The 19142-nt window shown below is 67.8% G+C and carries 21 protein-coding genes; 9 read left to right on the forward strand and 12 right to left on the reverse strand.

Annotation, left to right across the window (positions count from 1 at the left end; all coding sequences use genetic code 11):
- The first annotated feature begins 37 nt into the window (after positions 1-37).
- Entirely contained in the window at positions 38-292 is a 255-nt protein-coding gene (locus tag ACWCOV_RS20320) for a DUF4242 domain-containing protein (RefSeq protein ID WP_337324151.1), read from the forward strand.
- Positions 293-508: 216 nt separating this feature from the next.
- On the opposite strand, the gene ACWCOV_RS20325 is transcribed toward ACWCOV_RS20320, so the two are convergent.
- The 3 genes from ACWCOV_RS20325 to ACWCOV_RS20335 all read right to left on the reverse strand — a co-directional run bounded on the left by ACWCOV_RS20325 (position 509) and on the right by ACWCOV_RS20335 (position 3196).
- Complete coding sequence (locus ACWCOV_RS20325; RefSeq protein ID WP_449830832.1) at positions 509-1447, reverse strand: hypothetical protein; 939 nt, start codon at positions 1445-1447, stop codon at positions 509-511.
- A 136-nt stretch (positions 1448-1583) separates the two neighbouring features.
- Positions 1584-2501 carry a PrsW family intramembrane metalloprotease gene (locus ACWCOV_RS20330; protein ID WP_449830833.1) on the reverse strand — a complete coding sequence of 306 codons (918 nt, stop codon included), beginning with the start codon at positions 2499-2501 and terminating at the stop codon, positions 1584-1586.
- 74 nt (positions 2502-2575) lie between these two features.
- Entirely contained in the window at positions 2576-3196 is a 621-nt protein-coding gene (locus tag ACWCOV_RS20335) for a hypothetical protein (RefSeq protein WP_449830834.1), read from the reverse strand.
- A 150-nt stretch (positions 3197-3346) separates the two neighbouring features.
- Between ACWCOV_RS20335 and ACWCOV_RS20340 the strand changes: the two genes are divergently transcribed.
- The 4 genes from ACWCOV_RS20340 (at position 3347) to ACWCOV_RS20355 (ending at position 6464) form a co-directional block, all read left to right on the forward strand.
- Entirely contained in the window at positions 3347-4114 is a 768-nt protein-coding gene (locus ACWCOV_RS20340) for a RibD family protein (protein ID WP_449830835.1), read from the forward strand.
- 169 nt (positions 4115-4283) lie between these two features.
- Entirely contained in the window at positions 4284-4973 is a 690-nt protein-coding gene (locus ACWCOV_RS20345) for a helix-turn-helix domain-containing protein (RefSeq protein WP_449830836.1), read from the forward strand.
- Between the two features lie 55 nt (positions 4974-5028).
- On the forward strand, positions 5029-5571 hold the full coding sequence (locus tag ACWCOV_RS20350) for a dihydrofolate reductase family protein (RefSeq protein WP_449830837.1): 543 nt from the start codon (positions 5029-5031) through the stop codon (positions 5569-5571).
- 125 nt (positions 5572-5696) lie between these two features.
- Positions 5697-6464: an alpha/beta fold hydrolase gene (locus ACWCOV_RS20355; RefSeq protein ID WP_449830838.1), complete on the forward strand. Its 768-nt coding sequence runs from the start codon at positions 5697-5699 to the stop codon at positions 6462-6464.
- 21 nt (positions 6465-6485) lie between these two features.
- On the opposite strand, the gene ACWCOV_RS20360 is transcribed toward ACWCOV_RS20355, so the two are convergent.
- From ACWCOV_RS20360 to ACWCOV_RS20385, 6 genes are read right to left on the reverse strand one after another with little or no spacing between them, the layout of a single operon-like run.
- The gene (locus tag ACWCOV_RS20360; protein WP_449830839.1) at positions 6486-7991 is read right to left on the reverse strand and encodes an ATP-binding cassette domain-containing protein; all 1506 of its coding nucleotides are present in this window, start codon (positions 7989-7991) and stop codon (positions 6486-6488) included.
- On the reverse strand, positions 7988-9688 hold the full coding sequence (locus ACWCOV_RS20365; RefSeq protein ID WP_449830840.1) for an ABC transporter ATP-binding protein/permease: 1701 nt from the start codon (positions 9686-9688) through the stop codon (positions 7988-7990). Before ACWCOV_RS20365 ends, ACWCOV_RS20360 begins: the two co-directional genes overlap by 4 nt.
- Entirely contained in the window at positions 9678-9887 is a 210-nt protein-coding gene (locus ACWCOV_RS20370) for a hypothetical protein (protein ID WP_449830841.1), read from the reverse strand. Before ACWCOV_RS20370 ends, ACWCOV_RS20365 begins: the two co-directional genes overlap by 11 nt.
- Positions 9884-10894, reverse strand: coding sequence for a cytochrome d ubiquinol oxidase subunit II (locus ACWCOV_RS20375; RefSeq protein ID WP_449830842.1), 1011 nt, complete (start codon positions 10892-10894; stop codon positions 9884-9886). Before ACWCOV_RS20375 ends, ACWCOV_RS20370 begins: the two co-directional genes overlap by 4 nt.
- On the reverse strand, positions 10894-12252 hold the full coding sequence (locus ACWCOV_RS20380) for a cytochrome ubiquinol oxidase subunit I (RefSeq protein ID WP_449830843.1): 1359 nt from the start codon (positions 12250-12252) through the stop codon (positions 10894-10896). Before ACWCOV_RS20380 ends, ACWCOV_RS20375 begins: the two co-directional genes overlap by 1 nt.
- A 13-nt stretch (positions 12253-12265) precedes the next feature.
- Complete coding sequence (locus tag ACWCOV_RS20385) at positions 12266-13735, reverse strand: MFS transporter (protein WP_449830844.1); 1470 nt, start codon at positions 13733-13735, stop codon at positions 12266-12268.
- A gap of 91 nt (positions 13736-13826) precedes the next feature.
- Between ACWCOV_RS20385 and ACWCOV_RS20390 the strand changes: the two genes are divergently transcribed.
- Positions 13827-14339: a MarR family winged helix-turn-helix transcriptional regulator gene (locus tag ACWCOV_RS20390; RefSeq protein WP_449830845.1), complete on the forward strand. Its 513-nt coding sequence runs from the start codon at positions 13827-13829 to the stop codon at positions 14337-14339.
- Positions 14340-14363: 24 nt separating this feature from the next.
- Here the strand turns inward: ACWCOV_RS20390 and ACWCOV_RS20395 are convergent, their stop codons facing one another.
- Both ACWCOV_RS20395 and ACWCOV_RS20400 read right to left on the reverse strand, forming a co-directional pair.
- Positions 14364-14786: a PPOX class F420-dependent oxidoreductase gene (locus ACWCOV_RS20395; protein WP_449830846.1), complete on the reverse strand. Its 423-nt coding sequence runs from the start codon at positions 14784-14786 to the stop codon at positions 14364-14366.
- Entirely contained in the window at positions 14783-16015 is a 1233-nt protein-coding gene (locus ACWCOV_RS20400) for an MFS transporter (protein ID WP_449830847.1), read from the reverse strand. Before ACWCOV_RS20400 ends, ACWCOV_RS20395 begins: the two co-directional genes overlap by 4 nt.
- Positions 16016-16098: 83 nt before the next feature.
- Here ACWCOV_RS20400 and ACWCOV_RS20405 point away from each other — a divergent pair, with 83 nt between their 5' ends.
- The 3 genes from ACWCOV_RS20405 (at position 16099) to ACWCOV_RS20415 (ending at position 18360) form a co-directional block, all read left to right on the forward strand.
- Positions 16099-17022, forward strand: coding sequence for a LysR family transcriptional regulator (locus ACWCOV_RS20405; RefSeq protein WP_449830848.1), 924 nt, complete (start codon positions 16099-16101; stop codon positions 17020-17022).
- Positions 17023-17089: 67 nt separating this feature from the next.
- A complete protein-coding gene (locus ACWCOV_RS20410) occupies positions 17090-17407 on the forward strand; it encodes a hypothetical protein (RefSeq protein ID WP_449830849.1) in 318 nt (105 codons plus the stop codon).
- On the forward strand, positions 17404-18360 hold the full coding sequence (locus ACWCOV_RS20415; protein ID WP_449830850.1) for an NAD(P)-dependent alcohol dehydrogenase: 957 nt from the start codon (positions 17404-17406) through the stop codon (positions 18358-18360). The genes ACWCOV_RS20410 and ACWCOV_RS20415 overlap by 4 nt, the downstream gene beginning before the upstream one ends.
- On the opposite strand, the gene ACWCOV_RS20420 is transcribed toward ACWCOV_RS20415, so the two are convergent.
- Positions 18347-18985, reverse strand: a complete 639-nt coding sequence (locus ACWCOV_RS20420) for a hypothetical protein (protein WP_449830851.1) — start codon at positions 18983-18985, stop codon at positions 18347-18349. The genes ACWCOV_RS20415 and ACWCOV_RS20420 overlap by 14 nt on opposite strands.
- Positions 18986-19142: the final 157 nt, after the last annotated feature.

Raw genomic sequence — 19142 nt, forward strand, 5'->3', positions numbered from 1 at the left:
GTCCAGTCCGGCTCAGAGATTTAGGGAGGGAACTGCCATGGCACTGTTCATGGACGTACACCAGAGTCTGCCTGCGGGCGCGACAGTCAAGGACGTCGCCGACGCCCACCTTGCGGACCTGAAGACGCAGGACGAGTACGGCGTGAAATACCTGCGCTACTGGGCGGACGAGAAGGACGGCAAGGTGTTCTGCCTCGTCGAAGCCCCCGACGCCGAGTCGGCGATCACGGTTCACCGGGAGGCGCATGGTCTCGTCGCTGACGAGATCTATCCGGTGGTCGAAGGAAGTTGACTGATCACGCTGTGTAATTCGACCGGGAGATCGCTGCGCGACTCGGTCAGGCGCTGGGCACCTACGAGCCCGGCGCCTGCCGATGACCGCGCTGGACCACCACTGTGGCGCGGCTGCCTCAGGGTAGGTCGAGATCGCGCCGATGGAAGTTGATGCTTCCAGCAACTGTCAACGCGACGGCCAGTGTTTCGCACCATCCATGCCCATCGCCTGACGTCACTCGCCGAACAGTAGCGGGGCGGTGTCGGGCTCTGTGGTGTGGCGGAAGTAGATGGGGTCGGTGAAGGTTGCCGGGACTTTGCCGAGGCTCTGGATGACGGTGGCGGTGCCGTTGGCGTGGCCGACGGCGTACAGGTAGCCGGACTGGGTGTCCTTGTCGATGCCGAGCAGCAGGGTGCCGTACTGGCCGCACTTCTCGGCGATCAGCGCGTCGAAGCCCTGCCAGGTGGAGGCGCGGACCAGTTTCACGATCGGCTTCATCGGCGAGGTCAGCGGGAGCCGGATCGTGTAGAGGGCGCCGCCGCGCGTGGTCGCCAGGAAGGTGTCGTACGTCGCGGTCTGGCTGATCAGCGCCATCGTCTTGACCGCGCCGAAGCCGGTCGCGGACCGCGGGTTGGTCCAGCCGAACCCGCCCCGGTCGTCCCACCGGGTGAGCGTGCCGTCCGTGCGCAGCGAGTAATGGTTGGTCAGGGCGAAGGGATCCGGATCCTTCGGGTGGCTCGTCTCGAGGAAGGTGATGTCACCCCAGCCGCCACCGATCCGGAAGTTGTGGGCCTGTTCCCGGTCGACCTCGCCGTCCTCCGTGAGGAAGTAGAAGCTGCTGTACAGCCCCGAGCCGATCACCACGTGGCCGGAGTACGCGCCGCCGGTGTCGGGGACGACGGGATCGTTGACGATCAGACTGCTCAACCGGGGCTGGCCGTCGGGGTAGATGTCGGTGTAGCGCCGCTTGTCCTGCACCGTCGGTGGCGAGCCCGCGGTGATCACCCTGTGCGTGTGATCGCCGCCGGCGGTCACCGACCCGGGCTCGATCTTGCACGCCGCGGTGCCGGTGGTGTCAGCAGCCAGGGCCTGCCCCGGGGCCCCGGCCAGCGTCCCCGTCACCAGCACGGCGGCAGCAGCCATCCGCCCCGCAGTACTGAGTCGTCTCGACATGTTGACCATCACTCCCTGAACGGCAGGTGGGCTGCTCGTCAACTCCTAGATGCGTGAGACCACACAGAAGTTACGGCGGACCGCAGTGGACTGGCTTCGTGCGCATTCCGAACGGCCCGCTGAGCTACGCGCTCCGTTACCTCGAGGTGCTGTTCGCTGTTTCGAGCTGGGCGCGGGCGCGGCGTACGGCGTACTCGTGGTCCTCCAGGCGGGGGCCTGCGCCGTGGCGGCCGTAGGACATGACCAGGCGGATCTGTTCGCGTTGCAGCGTGCGGAGGGCCCGGGCAGCTCGACGGCCGTGGCTCTTCTTGACCGCCTGGCGGGCGGAACGCCGGTACCGCAACGACGGGAGGCCTCTGCGTTCCTCGGGGGTGATCAGGTCCTCGCCGACGTAGTGGTCGGCCAGCGAGCCTAGATACCTGCCCTCCTCCCGGCCGGCGAGCAGCCAGACCAGGTAGCCGACGATCGCGACCGGGATCGCGTGGGTCACGGTCTGCCCGGCGAAGCCGAGCTCGTCGAAGAACGGCGAATTCCAGAAGAAGTGCAGCGACCAGGCCAGCGCGAAGGCCGCCACGGCGACCAGGATCCGTTGCCAGAGCGGCCTGTCCTTGCGGGTCAGGAAGTATCCGACGCCGAACGCGCTGACCGATGTGAACATCGCATGGCTCCAGATACCGCTGACGATCCCGCGGACGCCGAACACCAGCGCGACCGGAACCACCTCGTTCGAGTTGACGAACCCGATCGCGGCGTTGACCGAGTACGACAGGTCCTCGACGACCTGGAACCCCAGCCCGACCATGGCACCTACGACCACCACCGACAAGATCGTCGGGAACTGTGTCCGGGCCACCAGGACCAGCAGGATGACGCCGAGGATCTTCAGCGTCTCCTCCACGCTCGGCCCGGCGATGGCCGGGCCCCACTCCGCCGCCAGCTCTGGACTGCCCGTCTTCGCCATGATCGACGTGATCGCGCTGTTCGCGGGAATCGCGAGATACACCGCGGCCAGGCCGCCCCAACCGAAGGCGCTCAGTATGCGGAATGACAGCACGTGAGGAAACCGCGTCGACGCGACGCTCGGGCGGCCGGATTCCCACGGTTGTCGGTCCGGCCGGCATGACGTCTTCAGCCGAGGGAAAGCAACCGTTCCTCCAGGAGTGGTCCGGCCTCGTCGATGGATTCGCCCAGATCGAGCCAGGACTGCTCACGCGCCGCCGGCTCGTCCATCCTGGCCACAGCCAGACTGAACACACCCGTCAGCACGTCCCGCCGCCCATCCAGCTGCGCCACCGACAGCCCGAACTCCACGGCAAGACCGGCCCGCACCACCTGCGCCCTGCCCGGATCATCCGCCAGCGGCTTGCCACCGGTGAGGAACCTCGGCTCCGCGGTGATCTTCAACCACTCGACCTTGGCGCCTTCGACTTGCTGCGCCAGCAACTCCTCGATCCCGTCGCGCACCGCTCGCCCCGGCTGATCGCCCAGCCAGCCGAGCCAATGATCGGCCTGGGTGAGCAACTCGAGGTCGTCCCGCGGCCGCCCGTGCCGCTTGTTGGGCACGAACTCACCAGTGAGCCGCCCCGCCTCGTCGACCCGCCAACCCCCGCGAATCGCCTCCGGCGGCACATAACCGTTCGGATCGTCGACCCAGTCCCCGTCGATCTCGTAAACCCACCCACCCGGATTCCGCGCCGCCTCAGCTACCAGGCCCTCAGACGGTCTACGCCGCCGCTTGAAAATGCTCACCCCGCTCAGTCTGCCGCAAGCATCGGAGTGCTCGAAGACGTGTCCTGACAACAGCCGGTTGTCGATCGGCCGAGGATGCGGTCAGCGCGCGTTGTCGGTGGCCGCTGGTAGATCTGGTGTCCGCCGTCCGGCGAGCCGAGGGAGGCTGTGATGCAGAAGCGACCGCGCGTGGTGGTCAGTGTGGGAGCGAGTGTCGACGGGAAGGTCGCACTCACCCGGGACGCGCTGCTGATGCACCAGCCAAGTTCGGATCTGTGGGAAGCGATGACGCCGCGTGCCGCCGATGCGGTGCCGCTCGACATCATCGAGGTGGTCAGGCAGCAGTACGGCTGCAACGCCATCCTGGAGGGCAGCGGCAGCCTGGTCGCCGAGGACGAGACTCCGGAAGAACTGCCCACCTACGACGGTGACGCCGCCGGGCTCTACCAGCACTTCCTTCCACCGGACATCACCGGACAGCCGTCCCCGCCGCATATGTGGTTCACCGTCGTCGACAGCCGCGGCCGTGTGCGTTGGACCGAGAAACATCAGGACTGGGACGTGCTGGTCCTGGTGGCACGATCGACCCCGGCCGACTATCTCGGCTATCTCCGCCGGGAACGCATCTGCTATCTCGTCGTCGGCGAGGAGCGCGTCGACCTGGCGCGAGGGATCGCCGCGATGGGCACCGAGCTCGGCATCAGTTGCATACTGTCGACCGCGGGCGGCGGCCTCAACGGTGCGATGTTGCGGGCGGGTCTGATCGACGAACTCCACCTGACGCTGGCGCCTGCTCTCATCGGCGGGCTCGGCACGCCGTCGGTGATGGACGGGCCACCGCTTGCCGTAGGCGAGTCTCCGACCCGATTGAAGTTGCACTCTGTACACGCTGACGCCGGCGGCTCCGTTCGCCTGCACTACACCGTGACCGAAAGCTGACCTCTCCGGCGACAGCTTGACCAGCGCAGAGCCGTCGCCCGGCCGCGCGATGAAGCGTCCCACCGTGGTCTTCTCCTCTCGTACACTGTCGAGCGTGAGTCTCAGTCAGGGCGCGTCAGTGGGTCAGGGCGGGTCAGGCATGGTCGCGTCGGGCGCGATGTAGCGGCCGATGGGACTGTTGCTCGACGCGGTTGCGGGCGAGTTGCCGCTGGTGCACCGGGTGTGGACGGCGACGTGCGATGCCCCGACCGAGTTCAGCTCTGTGGCCAAGACGCCGTCCATGATCGCTTTCGCGCGGACCGGCGGCCGTACGACGGTGCACCTTCGTGGCCCGGAATCGAAGGGCACGCTGATGACTTGCCCTGCCGACAGCGAGTTCTTCGGCGTCGAGTTGCGGCTCGGCGCCTATCTGCCGCTGTACCCGCCCAGTGGCTTGACCGACCTCAAGGATGCGGTGTTGCCGACCCTCTCGAGCGGCCGGATCCTGTTGGACAACCGGGACTGGGAGATGCCGACCGAGCAGAACGTCGACGTCTTCGTCGACCGGTTGGTGCGCGCGGGTCTGTTGTACTTCGACCCTCTCGTCGACGAGATCCGTCACGGCGAACGACCACGCGGTATGTCGGAACGGATCGCCCAGATCCGGTTCCGCCGGGCCGTCGGGATCTCGCATCGCAAGCTCGTCAGCATCGAGCAGTCACGACACGCCACGCACCTCCTCGCGGCGGGGACATCGATCGCCGACGTCGTCACCGCCGCCGGTTACTACGATCAGGCGCAGCTCGCCCGGGCGATGCGGTGGGCGACCGGTCACACCCCGGGCGAGCTGAGGTCCGGCATCCCGTTGCTGTCGCTGTGAACGGCTTCGGTTCGATACAAGACGGACCGATCAGCCGGATGGTTGACTCCCGCAGGTGCGAACACTCATCGAGTACGACCACCTCTCGATCGACGGGAGGATGTCCGGCGACGACTGGTGGGCCGGACAGGTGAATGTCGTCCCCAACGACAACCACTTCGCCTATCAGCGCCAGTTGCTGTCCGCGGCGGTCGGCCTGGTGCTCGGCCGGGTGACCTATCAGGGGTTTGCCGAAACCTGGCCGACCATGACCGGCGATGTCGCCGACAAGATCAACTCGCTGCCCAAGCACGTGGCCTCCAGGACGCTGACCGAGACCAAGTGGAACGCCGAGGTGCTGGCCGGCGATGCGGTCGAGGCGGTCGCCCAGCTCAAAGGGGCCGGCGACGGCACTCTGGTGAAATACGGCAACGGCCCGTTCAGCCGGGCGCTCTTCGAGGCGGGTCTGATCGACGAGTTGCATCTGAGCATCTCCCCATTCGTCGCCGGCGCCGGTGAGTCGCTGCTGACCGGCATCCGCACCACCGCCATGAACCTGACGAAGGTGACCGAGCTCGGCAACGGCACCGTGGTGCTGACCTACACGCCGAATCGGTAGCCAGAGGCCAAGAGGTCGGCGCACCTGGGCCGGTACGGACTTCTCGACGTGCGGCGGCCCGTCGGGAGTTGCCGACACACCGGCGTGTGACCCGTGGCGTCACCACAGCGATGAAAGGAATCGAGATGACACAGGGCGCGTACGCCTCGGTGAACGGCATCGAGCTGTACTACGAGGTCCTCGGCGCCGACCGTCCCGGTCGGCCGCTGATCATGCTGCACGGCGGCGCGTACACGTTCCATCTGAGCTTCGACTCGCTGCTGCCGGAGCTGAGCGCGGAGCGGAAGGTGATCGGCATCGAGTTGCAGGGGCACGGGCACACGGCCACCGGTGATCGGCCGTTCTCCATCCGGCAGTGTGCCGAGGATGTGATCGCGGTACTTGATCAGCTCGGTATCGAGCAGGCGGACTTCTTCGGTTACAGCCTGGGCGGCCTGGTCTCCACCGAGGTCGCGGTCTCGGCGCCGGATCGGGTCGGTCGCCTCGTGCTGGCGGCTTCACATTTCCGGCCGACCCGATCGGAGGCCTACTACCCCGAGATCACGGCACTGGACCTGGAATCGCCCCGGATGCCGACCCAGGAGGAGGGGGCGGCCATGAAGGCCGCCTACGACGAGGTGGCGCCGAATCCCGAGGACTTCTTCACGTTCGTGGCGAAGATCGAGCCGGTGGTGCACGACTTCGAAGGGTGGTCCGACGGTCAGCTGGCCCGGCTGACGATGCCGACCTTGATCATCATCGGTGACACCGATTTCGTCCGGCTCGAACACGCCGTCGAGATGAAGCAACTGCTGCCCGACGCCCAGCTGGCGATCCTGCCGGGCACGAAGCACCTGCAGGTCATCCGGCCCGACCTGGTGCTGCCGATGGTGACGGCATTCCTGCGGCAGTGATCCAACTGGCTCGTTGGGCGCTTACCCGAGTGGGATTGTGGTGAGTGGTTGGAGGGCTGGTGGCGGCTGGTGCATTGTCAGGATCAGGATCGCGTGGGGCAACCGGCGCCGTACGGCGTGCAGGACTTGGCCGGCGGTTTCTGGGTCCAGGCCGGTCGTCGGCTCGTCGATGAGGAGTATGTCGGGTCGGGTGGCGAGGGCGCGGGCGAGGTGAAGCCGACGCTGTTCGCCGCCGGACAGCTTGCGCCCGCCGACACCTACGGTGGTTTGCGGCCCCACGCCGGCGCTGTCCAGGGACATGGCGGTGACCAGGTCGGCGACCTCGGCATCGGTCGCGGCAGGGTTGGCCAGGCGGAGATTGTCGGCAACCGTGCCGGTGAACAGATAGTCGTCGGCCAGTACGGCGGTGACGACAGCGGGACCGGGTTGTCGGCGCAGCGCGGTCGCGATGGCGGTCATCAGTGTCGTCTTTCCGCTGCCGGAAGGGCCGGTGAGGACGACGGTCCCGCCGGCCGCGACGGCGAACGCGATCTCACGCGCATCGCGTGTTGGGGTCTCGGGCAGCTGGTAGCCGGAGACCGTGAGGCCGCGACCGTCGTACGTGACGCGGCAGGTCGCGACAGGCCGGCCGGTCTCGTCCTCGCCGACCGACGCGAGATGAGCCACGGCCTGGCGGGATTGAACCCACGCGCTCACGGCGGTGACCAGGCGCTCGGCGTTGACGAGGACACCAGCGGTCAGCAGACCGACGAACACCAAGCTCGCGATCGTGGCACCGGACCGGACGGTGAGCAGCACAGTGAGCAACAGTGCGGCGGTCGTCACTGCACGCGTTCCGCCGAGAGCCCGCGCGGTCGTTGCCGCCTGGCAGGTTCGCCCGGCCTCGAAAGCGTTCACGCGTTGCAGAGTGCGCTGGGCCAACTGGTCTGTGGCGCCCAGCGATGCCATCTCGGGCCATGCCTCGACCGCGGTCACCAGTTCGTTTCGCAGCCGACCACGGATGCGGGTGATGTCGTCCGGTCGGCGCGCGGAAGCCATGGCGAGTACGGCGCAGGTGACCACGGCTGCGGCCAGTGTCAGCGCCGCAAGCGGATAGCCGACGAGGACGATTGCGACGCACCCTCCTGCGGCCATCGCAGTGGCGACGACCACCGGCGCAGTTGCCTGGATAACCGCCATGCCTGTGGTGTCTGCGTCGGCCATGACCCGGTCGAGTGACTGGCCGGACCATCCGCCGCCTTCGGAGGCCGCGGCTTGGTCGTACACGGCGAGCCTGGCACCGCTGATCCGGCGCAGTGCCGCGGCGTGCAGAACGACTCGGTTGGCACAGCCGGCTGCGATCCTGCCCAGCGCGAACGCGCGCACTCCCCCGCTGGGCGCGAGGTAGGAGAACGCGCTGTAGGCGCCGGCTCCGGCAACGGCGGACGCGGCGATGAACCATCCGGACAGTCCGAGAAGCCCGACGGAGCACACTTCCGCCAGAACGGCGAGCAGCAGCCCGGTGGCCGCGAGCGATCTCGAGGTCATACCCGCACCGCCGCCCGCAAGGTGTGGACCGTCCGGTCGAAGATGCCGAGGAGGAGATCGGCGGACCGGGCGAGTGCTGCCGAGTGCGTGGCCACGATGACCGTGCGGCCCCGGGTAGCGTTGCGCAGGGCAACGATGATCTGAGCCTCGGTGTCCGCGTCGAGGTGCGCGGTCGGCTCGTCCAGAATCCATAGACCCGCACCGCTGAGGAACGCGCGGGCGATTGCGACGCGTCGCGCCTCGCCTGTCGACAGACCCGAGCCGCCCTCCCCCAGCGGCGTATCCAGTCCGCGCGGAAGTCGTGCGACAACCTCGGTCAGCCCGGCCGCGGCGACCGCCTGCTCGATGTCCACCCGGCCGGCAACGGGCCGGCCGATCCGGATGTTGTCGCCGATCGACCCCGGAAGCAGAACCGTCTGCTGACCGATCCACGCACAGCCACCGAGCCACGGCTCCGATGCTCCGCTCGGAGTCAGCCACCGGACGGTGCCATGACTCGGGGCACGTACTCCGGCGATGAGCGACAGCAAGGTCGTCTTGCCGGCACCGGACGGTCCGGCCACGGCTGTCCAGCCGCCCGCCCGCAGAGTCAGGCTCACGCCGTGCAGCGTTGGATCCGCTGCGGTAGGGAACCTGACGCAGACGTTGCTCAGAACAACTGTCACGGGCTCGGCCGACGGCTGTGGACGATCAGGCCCGACCACAGCGATGTCCGGCTCGACAAGGAGCGGCTGGATCGTCGGCACCGCGGACAGCGCTCGTTCCTTGCTATGGAAGGCGGCTGCCGTGGCCCGTAGTGGCTGGAAATACATCGGGCAGACCAGCAACGCGAGCAAGCCGCGGGACAGCGTTATGCCGGACCCGATGCGCACGTAACCGAGCAGCGAGAGTCCGATGTACGTCGCGTTCGCCGCGATCGAGAACGTGATCACGACATCCATCACCGCGCCGGACACGGCAGCACGCCGTACAACGGCAATGGTCGTCGCGTTCAGCTCCTCCGCAGCGCGAGCCAGTTCAGTACGACGCCGGCTCAACGCACCGAGGTTTCGAAGTGTCGGCATGCCTCGGAAGCTGTCGAGGACGACCGCGGCGAGCCTGGTACTTGCAGCCATCCGGGCGTCGGCGCCCTCCTTGGCGAACAGGCCCGCGAGCCGCATGTTCAGGGGGATGAGCAAGCTCGCCAGCAGCAGGATCACGGCGGAAGGCCACACCAGGATCGCGGTCATGATGAGGATCAGCGCCATCGATACCGGGGCGGACAGTCGCTGCGGAAGGACCTGGGCGTGGTAGTCGGCGATGTCGTCGGTCAGTTCCACTGCTGCGAGTGCAGCCGTCGCGGGGTCCGGCTCCGTGTGCCGTCGGCCGCTTGGCAGCAGTCCGGTGATCACCCGCCGGCGCATCGCGTGGGCGATCCGAAGTCGACCGGCCGCCTGGAGGCGCGCCGTGCTCCAGACGGCGCCCGCCGCAAGGAGGCCGCCGCCGAACAGGAGCCCGAATCCCAGCCCGCTCGGCCGATCGCCGTCGAGAACATCACCAGCGATCGAAGCCAACCCCGCCCACTGGACGATGGTGAACACCGTCTCGAGCGCCTGACAGCCGGCGGCGGAGAGCAGCCACCGGCGTCCTGGTGATGCGGCAGCGGCGAGCCAGTCACCTGCCTCGGCAGTCGCCGTCCCCGCCTGGTCAGTCGTCATCGTGCATCCGGTGTTCGTCGATGATCCAGCCCAGTCCGCCGGTGAAGGCGATGAGGAGCATGCCTGCGATGCTGAGCAGCTGGCTGTGGTACTTGGGATAGCCGGAGAACATTCCCTGGCAGACGCAGTAGAGCAACCAGGCGACGACGATTCCGACGATGGTCAGCACGAATCGGCGCATCCGAGTCCAAGTGCTCATCGGGCACCTCCATTCTTTCCGTTCGAGAGCTGGTTGGCCGGCGCCTTGCCGCGGAAGGAGTGGTGGGCGAACCAGTTGTAGAAGAGGATCAGCGGCACGTTGAGCCCGATTCCGACCGCGAGAAAGGCCAGCGTGGCGGGCGGAGCCGCCGAGTTCGCGAGTGTCAGCTCCGGCGACGCCAGCACCGGATAGCGCGCCACCACCAGGGCGACGACCAAGGCCGCGACTGTGGTGACCAGGCCCGCGAGCGGGAGGCCGTCGTACGGCGAAGTCGGCCGCAAGGTGATCACGCCGATCACCACGCCGGCCGCAGCAAACAGCAAGAGCCCGGTGAAGGCGATGAGCCGCACCGGACCGTCCAGGTTCAGCGGCGTGTCGGTTGCGCCCACGGCGATGAGGCACCCCACAACCAGCAGCGATGCCAGTACTGCGCTGACCGCGCCGCGATGTCCCGCTCGGATCCGGAGTTCACCGCTCGCCTTCCATTTCGTGTAGGCGTACCCCAGTGCCAGGTAGCAACAGGTGACCGTCACGGCGGACAGCGCGGAGTACCAACTGATCGCTCCGAACGGCGAACCGGAAAAGGCCCCCTCGACCATGGTCAGGTGTGCTGTCAGAGTCGCGACGGCGGCGCCTTGAGCGAGGCTCGCGATCAACGAGGCCATGCCGAAAGCTCGTTCCCAGCGAGGTGCGGGATGGGCCTGTGACGCCATCTCGACACTGAACCCGCGCACGATCAGCGCGAACAACATGACGATCATCGGCAGGTAGGCGTGCGGGAGGATCGCGCCGAAGGCCGCCGGGAACCCGGCCCACAGGCTGACGCCGAGCAGGACCAGCCAGGTCTCGTTGCCGTCCCAGGCCTGGGCGACCTGTTCGAGCATCTCGTGCCGAGAGTCCGCGTCGGGTTCGATCAAGGTCGCGATGCCGATACCCAGGTCGTAGCCGTCGAGTACGACGTACATCAGCAGACACAGCAGGATGAGCAGCAACCAGATCGTCGCCATCAGTTCGCCCTCCCCGGTGCGGCCACGGGAACCGGCTGGCTCTCATCGGAATCGATCTGGCCAGGGCCGATCCGCACCACGTGGACGATGTAGGCGACGTACGCGACCAGCATCACGACGTACAGCAACGAGAACCCGACGACCGAGAACACGAGCTCGCCGGACGCCAGGTGCGAGACGGCGTCCGCCGTACGCAGCTGACCGAACACGACCCACGGTTGGCGACCCGTCTCGGCGGTCGCCCAGCCGCCCAGGATCGCGAGGATGCCGACGGGTGTCGTCCAGAGCAGGAACCGGTGGAAGCGTCTCGAGGTCCACAGCTTCCGCCGGAAACGCAGGATCGTCGCGTAGAAGACGGTGCCGAACATCAGCAGCGCGGCCAGGAACATCGCCCTGAATCCCCAGAAGACGGCGGCCATGTCAGGCCGATCGGCCTTCGGCGTCAGCTCGAGCCCGGGGATCGCCGTCTTGCAGGTCAGGTCCCGGTTGACAGCGCTGCCCAGGCACGGGATGTTCAGCTCCGCGAGGTTGCGCTCGGCCTGCTGGTCCGGGATCGCGAAGAGGACGAAACCGGTGTTGCCCTCTGTCCAGTTACCTTCCAAGGCCTCCAGCTTGGACAGCTGGTGCGGCAGCACCGCGCCGGCGGTGTGGTCGCCCACGAACACCTGCACCGGAACGAGGATCGCCGCCACGCCCAAAGCGATCGAGACGGACCGACGGGCGAACGGCAACGCCCGGCCCCTGACCAGGTAGTACGAGCCGATACCCGCCACGAAGAACGCGGCGGAGATCAGTACGGCGAGCACCATGTGCGGCCATCGCCAGATGAACGACGGGTTGAAGATCGCCTCCACCCAGTCGGTCGGCTCGAACCGCCCATCGCGTACGACGAACCCGGCCGGCGTCTGCATCCAGGAGTTGGCGGCGATGATCCAGGTCGACGACAGGATCGTGCCGAGAGCGACCATCACGGTCGAGGTGAACATGGTGGCGTGCCTGACCCGGCCGTCGCCGTACAGCAGGACCCCGATGAACCCGGCCTCGACGAAGAAGGCCGTGACGACCTCCATCCCGATGATCGGGCCGATGATCGGACCGGTCTTGGCCGCGTAGCCGCCCCAGTTCAGTCCCATCTCGAAGGTGATGACGATGCCGGCCACGACCCCGATCGCGAATCCGACCGCGAAGACGCGCCGCCAGAACCGGAACATCTGCAGGTAGACCGCTCTGCGACTCTTCCAGTACATCCCGTACAGGACACTCAGCAGGATCGACAGCCCCACCGTGATGGCTGGGAACGTCATGTGGAACATCACGGTGATGACGAATTGCCACCGCGACAGATCGAGCAGACTCATGTACCGCTCCGGTTCAGGCGTCGAGTACGGGTGCGTCCGCGGCCGCCTTCGTGAACCGCGGCAGTGCGGCGGCGCCGACGGCGAGCAGGGCGACGATGACCATCTGCACCGACTCGACGGTGGCGAACGCGTGCGGGGTGCTGTGCTCCGCGCGGGCGAGGTAGAGAGTGCCGAGCGTGGCCACGCCGAGCGCGAGGCCGCTCTGCTGCAGAGTGATCAGTACGCCGCTGCCGACACCACCGAGATGAGTTGGCACGTCGGCCAGCACGCTGCGGAACAGGCCCGCGAACAGCATCGACCCACCGGCTCCGGACAGCGCGAGCGGGACGGCCAGGTCCCACAGATGGACGTTCGGCCAGCGATCGACCACGACGGCGATCAGTACGGCGAGGCCGGCGAACTGGATGACCGCACCGGCCGCCAATGCGGCCCTGCCGAAGCGACCGATCAGCCGGGGTGCGAACAGCGAGCCGAGGAAGAACATCACCGCCATCGGCAGGATCGCCAAGCCGCCGTGCAGCGCGTCCTGGTGCAGACCGTCCTGGACGGTGAGCGCGAAGACGAACATGAACGCGCCGAACCCGATGCTGAAGGCGAACAGCATCACCAAGCCACGTGACATCGACGGCAGCTTGAGCAGCGACGGCGGCAGCAGCGGAATCTGCCCTCGCCGCTCCACGCGCCGCTCGACCACCGCGGTGCATGCGCCGAGCACGATCGCGAGGCCGATCATCACCCAGGTCCACCACGGCCACCCCAGCGAATGTCCCTCGGTGAGCGGCACCAGCAGAGCGGTCAGCGTCGCGGCGAACAGCACGGTGCCAGGCAGGTCGACACCCACTGGATGATCCGATCGAGTGTTGGGCACGATGCGGATGGCGACGACCAGTACCACCAGGCCGATCGGCACGTTGACCAGGAAGATCGGCCGCCACGATGCCCCGGCGATGTCTGCGCTGACCAGCAGCCCGCCGACCAATTGACCGACCACGGCCGCGATGCCGGACGTAGCGCCGTACAGAGCGAGAGCTCGCGCCTTCCGCTCGTGCTCGAGCGTGTGATGGAACGTCGCCAGCACCTGCGGGACCAGCAACGCAGCGGTCGCGCCCTGCACGATCCGGGCGCCGATCAGTACGCCGACAGTCGGGGCGAAACCACACACTGCCGACGCCACGATGAAGCCGACGAGCGCGCCGAGGAAGAGCCGGTGGCGGCCGAAGCGGTCACCGAGCCGGCCCCCGAGGACCAGCAGCGCGGCGTACGCGACGCCGTACCCGGCGATCACCAACTCCAGCTCGGACGCCGACGCGTGCAGCGACGCGTCGATGCTCGGTAGCGCGACGTTGGTGATGAAGAAATCCATGATCGGCAGGAACGCGCCCGCGAGCAGGAAGAACACGCCGACGGGGTGCAGCCCGCCGGACAGCGCAACCGCACGGGGCGAGGTGCCCCCGGCCTGCCGCGCGGAAAGAGTGACGGCCATTGCCTCTCCAACTAGCTATGAGGAGATAACTATCTGAACAGAATTAGTATGTCCTCATAACTATGGCCAGGCAATCAACTATGCTGCCGGTGTGACGAAGAACCCATCGCCGCGACGAAGCCCGCGGAGAGCCCGCGGATCGGCCGAGGAGGGCTGGGCCGACCTCGCCGACCTGGCGTTGGTCATCAGCCGGGAGATCCAGTACCGCGGCTACACCGACCCGGACGCGGTCGGCCTGACCCAGTCCGAAGGCATGGTGATGCGCTACCTGCTCCAGGACGAAGCAGCAGCCGCACCCAGCCAGATCGCCGCCGCCACCGGACTCCAGCGCACCAACCTCTCCACGACGCTGCGCAGCCTGGAGCACAAGGGCATGATCCAGCGGCAGGCCAGCCCGGACGACGGCCGGGGCGTCACCGTCAGCCCGACAGACCACGGCCGCGCCAACTCCGCCCTGGTGAGGCACGAATGGGCGACCGCCGTCAGGGACGCCGCCGGCGGCGACGACACACACCTCGATGCCGCCCTCACCCTCCTCAGCACCATCAGGGACGGCCTGGCGAAGACCCGCCCGCAGTCCCCCTCACGCCATCCACCGGCGTAGAAAGGACCAGCGGGCTCAGGTGTGTCAGCCGAGGTTGGAGCGGGCGATGATGTTGGTGATGGTGATTCGGACGGCGGTGAAGCCGCCCTGGACGAAGGATTCCGCTAGCTCCGCGGCAGGCTGGGAGGGGTAGTAGCGGTTGGCGATGCCGGCGCCGACGTGTCTGACGTGGCTCGGCTCGGCGGAGATCTGCGCTTCTCCTTCGATGGTGACGAAGCTGTAGGGCTGCCTCTCGTCGCTGACGCAAAGTGCGATGCGCCGGTCGTGGTCCAGGTTTTTGCCTTTGACGCTCCCCGGGGACAGCGCGAAGGCGAGCTCGTCGCCGTCGAGGATGAAGCAGACCGGGGTGACGTGGGGCCGGCCGTCGGGTCGGGTCAGGGCGACGTGGGCAAGTCGTGTTCCTGCGGTGACGAAGGATCGCCATTCGTTGTCGGTCATTGTCGTCATTGGTGTGTTCCCTTCGTTTCGAGGTTGCGGCGTAGTGCCGGAGCGATGGCCCGCTGCGCGGCGAACAGCGCGAGCCCGGTCGTCGAGCAAGCCGCCGACAGTGCGGTTCGCCCGGCGTGCTCGAGCAGCGCGGTGCCGAGCAGTGGGCCAAGTACGGCGCCGAGGCTCCAGGTGGTGGAGGCGACGCCCATGTACGTGCCACGGAGGTCGGCCGGCGCGAGGTCGGCGAACGTGGCGCCGAACATGACGGCGATGCCGATCTGGCCGAGAGTCCACACGACGATCGACCCGGCATAGCCGGCGCCGGTGTGCACGACCGCGCCGAATCCGGCGCCGACGCCGCCCAGCAGCATCGAGACCGCCAGTACGGCGGCTTTGTCGCGACCCTCGAGTAGCCGTACCGCGATCGGTTGGACGGCGACGATCAGGATCCCGTTCAGCGCGAGCGCCGCGCCGTACAGCTCCGGACCGAGACCGTCGCCGGCCATGAGCAGCGGCAGCGTCGAGAACGTCTGCAGGAAGGTTGCGAAGTAGACGACGTACATCCCGGCCATCGCGAGCATCAGCGGATCGCGCATGAGCACCGGGAGCAGCGCGCGTCGTGTCGCGTGCGGCGTCGGCGGACGGGTCTCGGGGACGTGGCGCCATACGATCAGCGCCGCGAGGAGTGCGGCCGTTGCATTGATCCAGAACAGGACGCCGTACCCGTGCCGGACCAAGACACCAGCGGCCACCGTCGAGACCGTGAAGCCAACGTTGGCCGCCCAGAAGAGCACGCCGAAGGCACGGACCCGCTCGCGTGCCGGCAGGTCGGCCACGGCAGCCGATCCCGCCGGGCGGAAGAGTTCTGCCGTCAGCCCGACACCGGCGGCCGCCACACAGATCGCCGGTGTCGTGTCCGCAGCGCCGAGTGCGATCAGCGCGACGGCTGCGCCCAGGAACCCCACGAGCATCGTGTGACGGCGACCGATGCGGTCGCCCAGCCAGCCACCCAGCAACTGCGACCCGATATCTCCAACACCGATCGCCGCGACCACCGCCCCGGCCGTCGTCGGCGAGAGGTGCCGTTCCTGGGTCAGGTAAAGCACCAGGAACGGCCGGGCCACCCCGCCGGCCCGACCCACGAAATGAGTCGCGGCCAGAGCCCAGACCAGGTGTGGCAGATCCCGGTGGAGGCGGGCCGGTAGGTCTCTGGCCGCCGTCGAGGTCCGTGCGCCGTACGTCGTCATGTCAACGACGCTAGGTTCTTCGATGCATCGTGAAAAGCGATGGTTTTCGATCAAGTTGATCGCTATCGGCTATGCTACGACTCGTGGCTGACATCGAACTGCGCCACCTGAGGACCATGGCTGCGATCGCCGAGGAACGAACGTTCGGGCGAGCGGCGGCCCGGCTCGGCTACACCCAATCGTCGGTGAGCCAGCAGATCGCGCTGCTCGAGCGTGCGGTCGGTGGCGCCGTCTTCGACCGGCCCGGAGGTCCCAGGCCGGTACGGATCACTCCGCTCGGCGAGGTGGTCCTGGCTCACGGCCGCACGCTGCTGAAGCAGGCGGAGGCGCTGACCGACGCCGTGGAACGCTTCCAGGCGGGGAGCGGCCGGATCGACATCGGCACCTTCCAGAGCGTCACCAACCTGATCCTCCCGGCCGTCGTACGCCGGCTGCTCGACGAGCACCCCGGCTGCGACATCAGACTGTCCGACGTGGACCCGGCGGATCCCCGGATCGGAGACCTCGACCTGCTGTTCCACGACGGACCCGTCGCCGGCGAGGCCGAGCACGTCAAGCTCCTCGACGAGCCCTACCTCCTGGTCGCCAAGGCAGGCGCCTTCCCGGACGGTCCGGTGAAGGTGAAACTGCTCGACGGCGCTCCGATGGTTGCCTGGCCTCGCACCTATCACCAGAAGTGGCTGGAGCAGGCGCTCGCCAACGCGGGCGCACATCCACGGATCGTCTTCAGAACCACCGGCCACGAAACCATCATGTCGATGGTGCGCGCGGGCATCGGCTCAGCAGTACTGCCGTGGCTGGCCCTGCACGGATCCGACGCCTGGTCCGACGACGGGCTCAGTATCCACCACCTGCAGCCGTCGCCCACCCGCGAGATGTACCTGCACTGGCCGGCCGGATCTTCCCAGTCGCCGCTCGCGGTACAAGCCATCGAGATCGCCACCGAGGTCGCAGCCGACCTGGTCGACGCGGGCAGAAAGTGGTTGCCGGGCGCATCGATCAGGTGATCTGTTCGCTGCGGATCCGTCAGCGTATCCTCGCAGTCACGGAGGTCGGGAAGGGGAAGATCAGACGATGCTCTTTCTCGCGGACGCAAGCGGGCTGCTGGGCGAGGGGCCGACGTACACCGAAACCTCGGCCGGGCCGGCGCGAGACCTGGCGGCCTACTACGTCGCCTACTTGGAGCTGTCCTCCCGGCTCGGCATCCTCGCCTACGCGGGGGCCGTGGCTCTGGTGGGCGTTGCCCTCACCGCCGTACTGCCCCTGGACACCGCGTACAACGTCCTGGCCCTCGCCAGCGGGGCGTTGTTGGGTCCCGCACTGGCGATCTGGCTCGGCCGAGAAGTCGCCCGACACGCGGCGACGGCCCAGTTGGCCGCGGAGCAGGCGTGAAGGCTGTCGTTTACGAGCGGTACGGCGGGCCCGAGGTGCTGCGGGTCGAGGACGTTCCGATGCCCTCCCCCGCCGCTGGTCAAGTGCGTGTCAGGATCGTCGCCACCTCGGTCAACCTCAGCGACTGGGAATGCCTGCGCGGATCGCCCGCCTACGCGCGGATCGGCGGCCTGCGTTCCCCGGCGCGACGCACGCTCGGATCCGATATCGCCGGCCTGGTCGACGAGGTGGGTGAGGGTGTGACCCGATTCCGCCCGGGCGACGAGGTGTACGGCGACAACCTCCTGCTGAAAGGTGGATTCGCCGAGTACGCGATCGCCCCGGAATCCGCACTGGCTCACAAGCCCGCCCAGCTCAGCTTCGTGCAGGCATCGACAATTCCCCAGGCCGGAGCGATCGCCTTGCAGGGCACAAAGTTGGCCGCCGTGGACGGCCGGATCCTGATCAACGGTGCCGGTGGAGGGTCGGGGGCGTTCGCGATCCAGCTCGCCAAACGGCTGGGTGCTCACGTCACTGCTGTCGACAACATCGCCAAACTCGACTTCATGCGATCTGTCGGCGCGGACGACGTGGTCGACTACCAGCGAGACGACTTCACCAGGACCGCCCGTCCATACGATCTGATTCTGGACCTGGTCGCACACCGCTCGGTGTTCGCCTACCGGCGTGCTTTGGCGCCCGGCGGGACGTACCGCTGCGTGGGCGGGTCAGTTCCGACGCTGCTACGCCTGCTGACGGCCGGCTGGCTGGTCGGCCGCTTGAGTGGACGCTCCATCGGGGTCCTGGCCATCAAGGAGGGGCCGACTCACTTCACGCCACTTGCCGACCTATGCACGACCGGGGAGGTCAAGATCCACATCCACCGGACCTACACGCTCGACGACGTCCCCACCGCCCTCGCCGACGTCGGCGAGGGACGTGCCCTCGGCAAGGCAGTCGTCACCCTCTCCTGACACGCGCCCCGACTACGACGCCGATCATGATGCCGATCGTCGCCAGCAGGCCGGCGCCTACGATCGTCCAGCCGTGATCGGAGGCATCCTCCGTGCCCGGGCCCGGAAGGCCGGCCGCCACTGCGGTTGGCACGTCCACCGGCGTCGACGGCTCGGCGGACGCCGTACCGGTCGTCGGCACAGTGGTCGGGGTGTCCGATGGCGGTGCGGTTGCCGTGGGGGTTGCGGTTGGGGTGCCGGTCGGCGGCGTGCCGTCGCATTGCACACGGATCCGGCTCTGGGCGACGAAGTCCCCGACGGCATTCCGGACCTGGAGCAAGTACGTGCCGTTCGAGAGACCGCCGAACTCAACGAGTTCAGCGCCGCGTGCGGCCACCCTCACAACGTAGTCGTAATGGATGTCGCCCGCCGTGATCCCGACCATATACTCCTGGAGGGTCGAGTTCGGGTTGCGCAGCTTGGCCACGGCGGTGGCACCTTCGTCCTGACACGTGAACCGTGCCTTGCCGAGCACTGGCGGCAACTCGGTGTTCTGGGCTGACGCGGGCGTGCTCCCCAAGAGGAGCAGACCTGTCACCAGGGTTGTTGCGGTCAGTAGACCGCGGGCGAACGAGTGGCGTCTCATCGCGCGACCGGGGGCCGCGTGCTGAGGTGTCGGACACGACAGGTGCAAGCTGCGCGGCGCGCAGTCGGCACTCGCCGGGACAGGGAGCGCTCCCACTGGTACGGCGGCGCGTTCGAGCAGGTGGTTCGGATCGGTCGGCGGATGTTGGCAGAACGGA

The organism is Kribbella sp. NPDC002412, from assembly GCF_053592935.1.

Excerpts from the sequence above, each read along its gene's own strand:
- ACWCOV_RS20340 (WP_449830835.1), top strand. The coding sequence starts at position 3,347 with ATGCAGAAGCGACCGCGCGTGGTGGTCAGTGTGGGAGCGAGTGTCGAC.
- ACWCOV_RS20410 (WP_449830849.1), top strand. The coding sequence starts at position 17,090 with ATGCTCTTTCTCGCGGACGCAAGCGGGCTGCTGGGCGAGGGGCCGACG.
- ACWCOV_RS20360 (WP_449830839.1), bottom strand. The coding sequence starts at position 7,991 with ATGACCTCGAGATCGCTCGCGGCCACCGGGCTGCTGCTCGCCGTTCTG.
- ACWCOV_RS20400 (WP_449830847.1), bottom strand. The coding sequence starts at position 16,015 with ATGACGACGTACGGCGCACGGACCTCGACGGCGGCCAGAGACCTACCG.
- ACWCOV_RS20355 (WP_449830838.1), top strand. The coding sequence starts at position 5,697 with ATGACACAGGGCGCGTACGCCTCGGTGAACGGCATCGAGCTGTACTAC.
- ACWCOV_RS20395 (WP_449830846.1), bottom strand. The coding sequence starts at position 14,786 with ATGACGACAATGACCGACAACGAATGGCGATCCTTCGTCACCGCAGGA.
- ACWCOV_RS20375 (WP_449830842.1), bottom strand. The coding sequence starts at position 10,894 with ATGGCGACGATCTGGTTGCTGCTCATCCTGCTGTGTCTGCTGATGTAC.
- ACWCOV_RS20420 (WP_449830851.1), bottom strand. The coding sequence starts at position 18,985 with ATGAGACGCCACTCGTTCGCCCGCGGTCTACTGACCGCAACAACCCTG.
- ACWCOV_RS20325 (WP_449830832.1), bottom strand. The coding sequence starts at position 1,447 with ATGTCGAGACGACTCAGTACTGCGGGGCGGATGGCTGCTGCCGCCGTG.
- ACWCOV_RS20380 (WP_449830843.1), bottom strand. The coding sequence starts at position 12,252 with ATGAGTCTGCTCGATCTGTCGCGGTGGCAATTCGTCATCACCGTGATG.
- ACWCOV_RS20345 (WP_449830836.1), top strand. The coding sequence starts at position 4,284 with ATGGGACTGTTGCTCGACGCGGTTGCGGGCGAGTTGCCGCTGGTGCAC.
- ACWCOV_RS20320 (WP_337324151.1), top strand. The coding sequence starts at position 38 with ATGGCACTGTTCATGGACGTACACCAGAGTCTGCCTGCGGGCGCGACA.
- ACWCOV_RS20385 (WP_449830844.1), bottom strand. The coding sequence starts at position 13,735 with ATGGCCGTCACTCTTTCCGCGCGGCAGGCCGGGGGCACCTCGCCCCGT.
- ACWCOV_RS20370 (WP_449830841.1), bottom strand. The coding sequence starts at position 9,887 with ATGAGCACTTGGACTCGGATGCGCCGATTCGTGCTGACCATCGTCGGA.
- ACWCOV_RS20365 (WP_449830840.1), bottom strand. The coding sequence starts at position 9,688 with ATGACGACTGACCAGGCGGGGACGGCGACTGCCGAGGCAGGTGACTGG.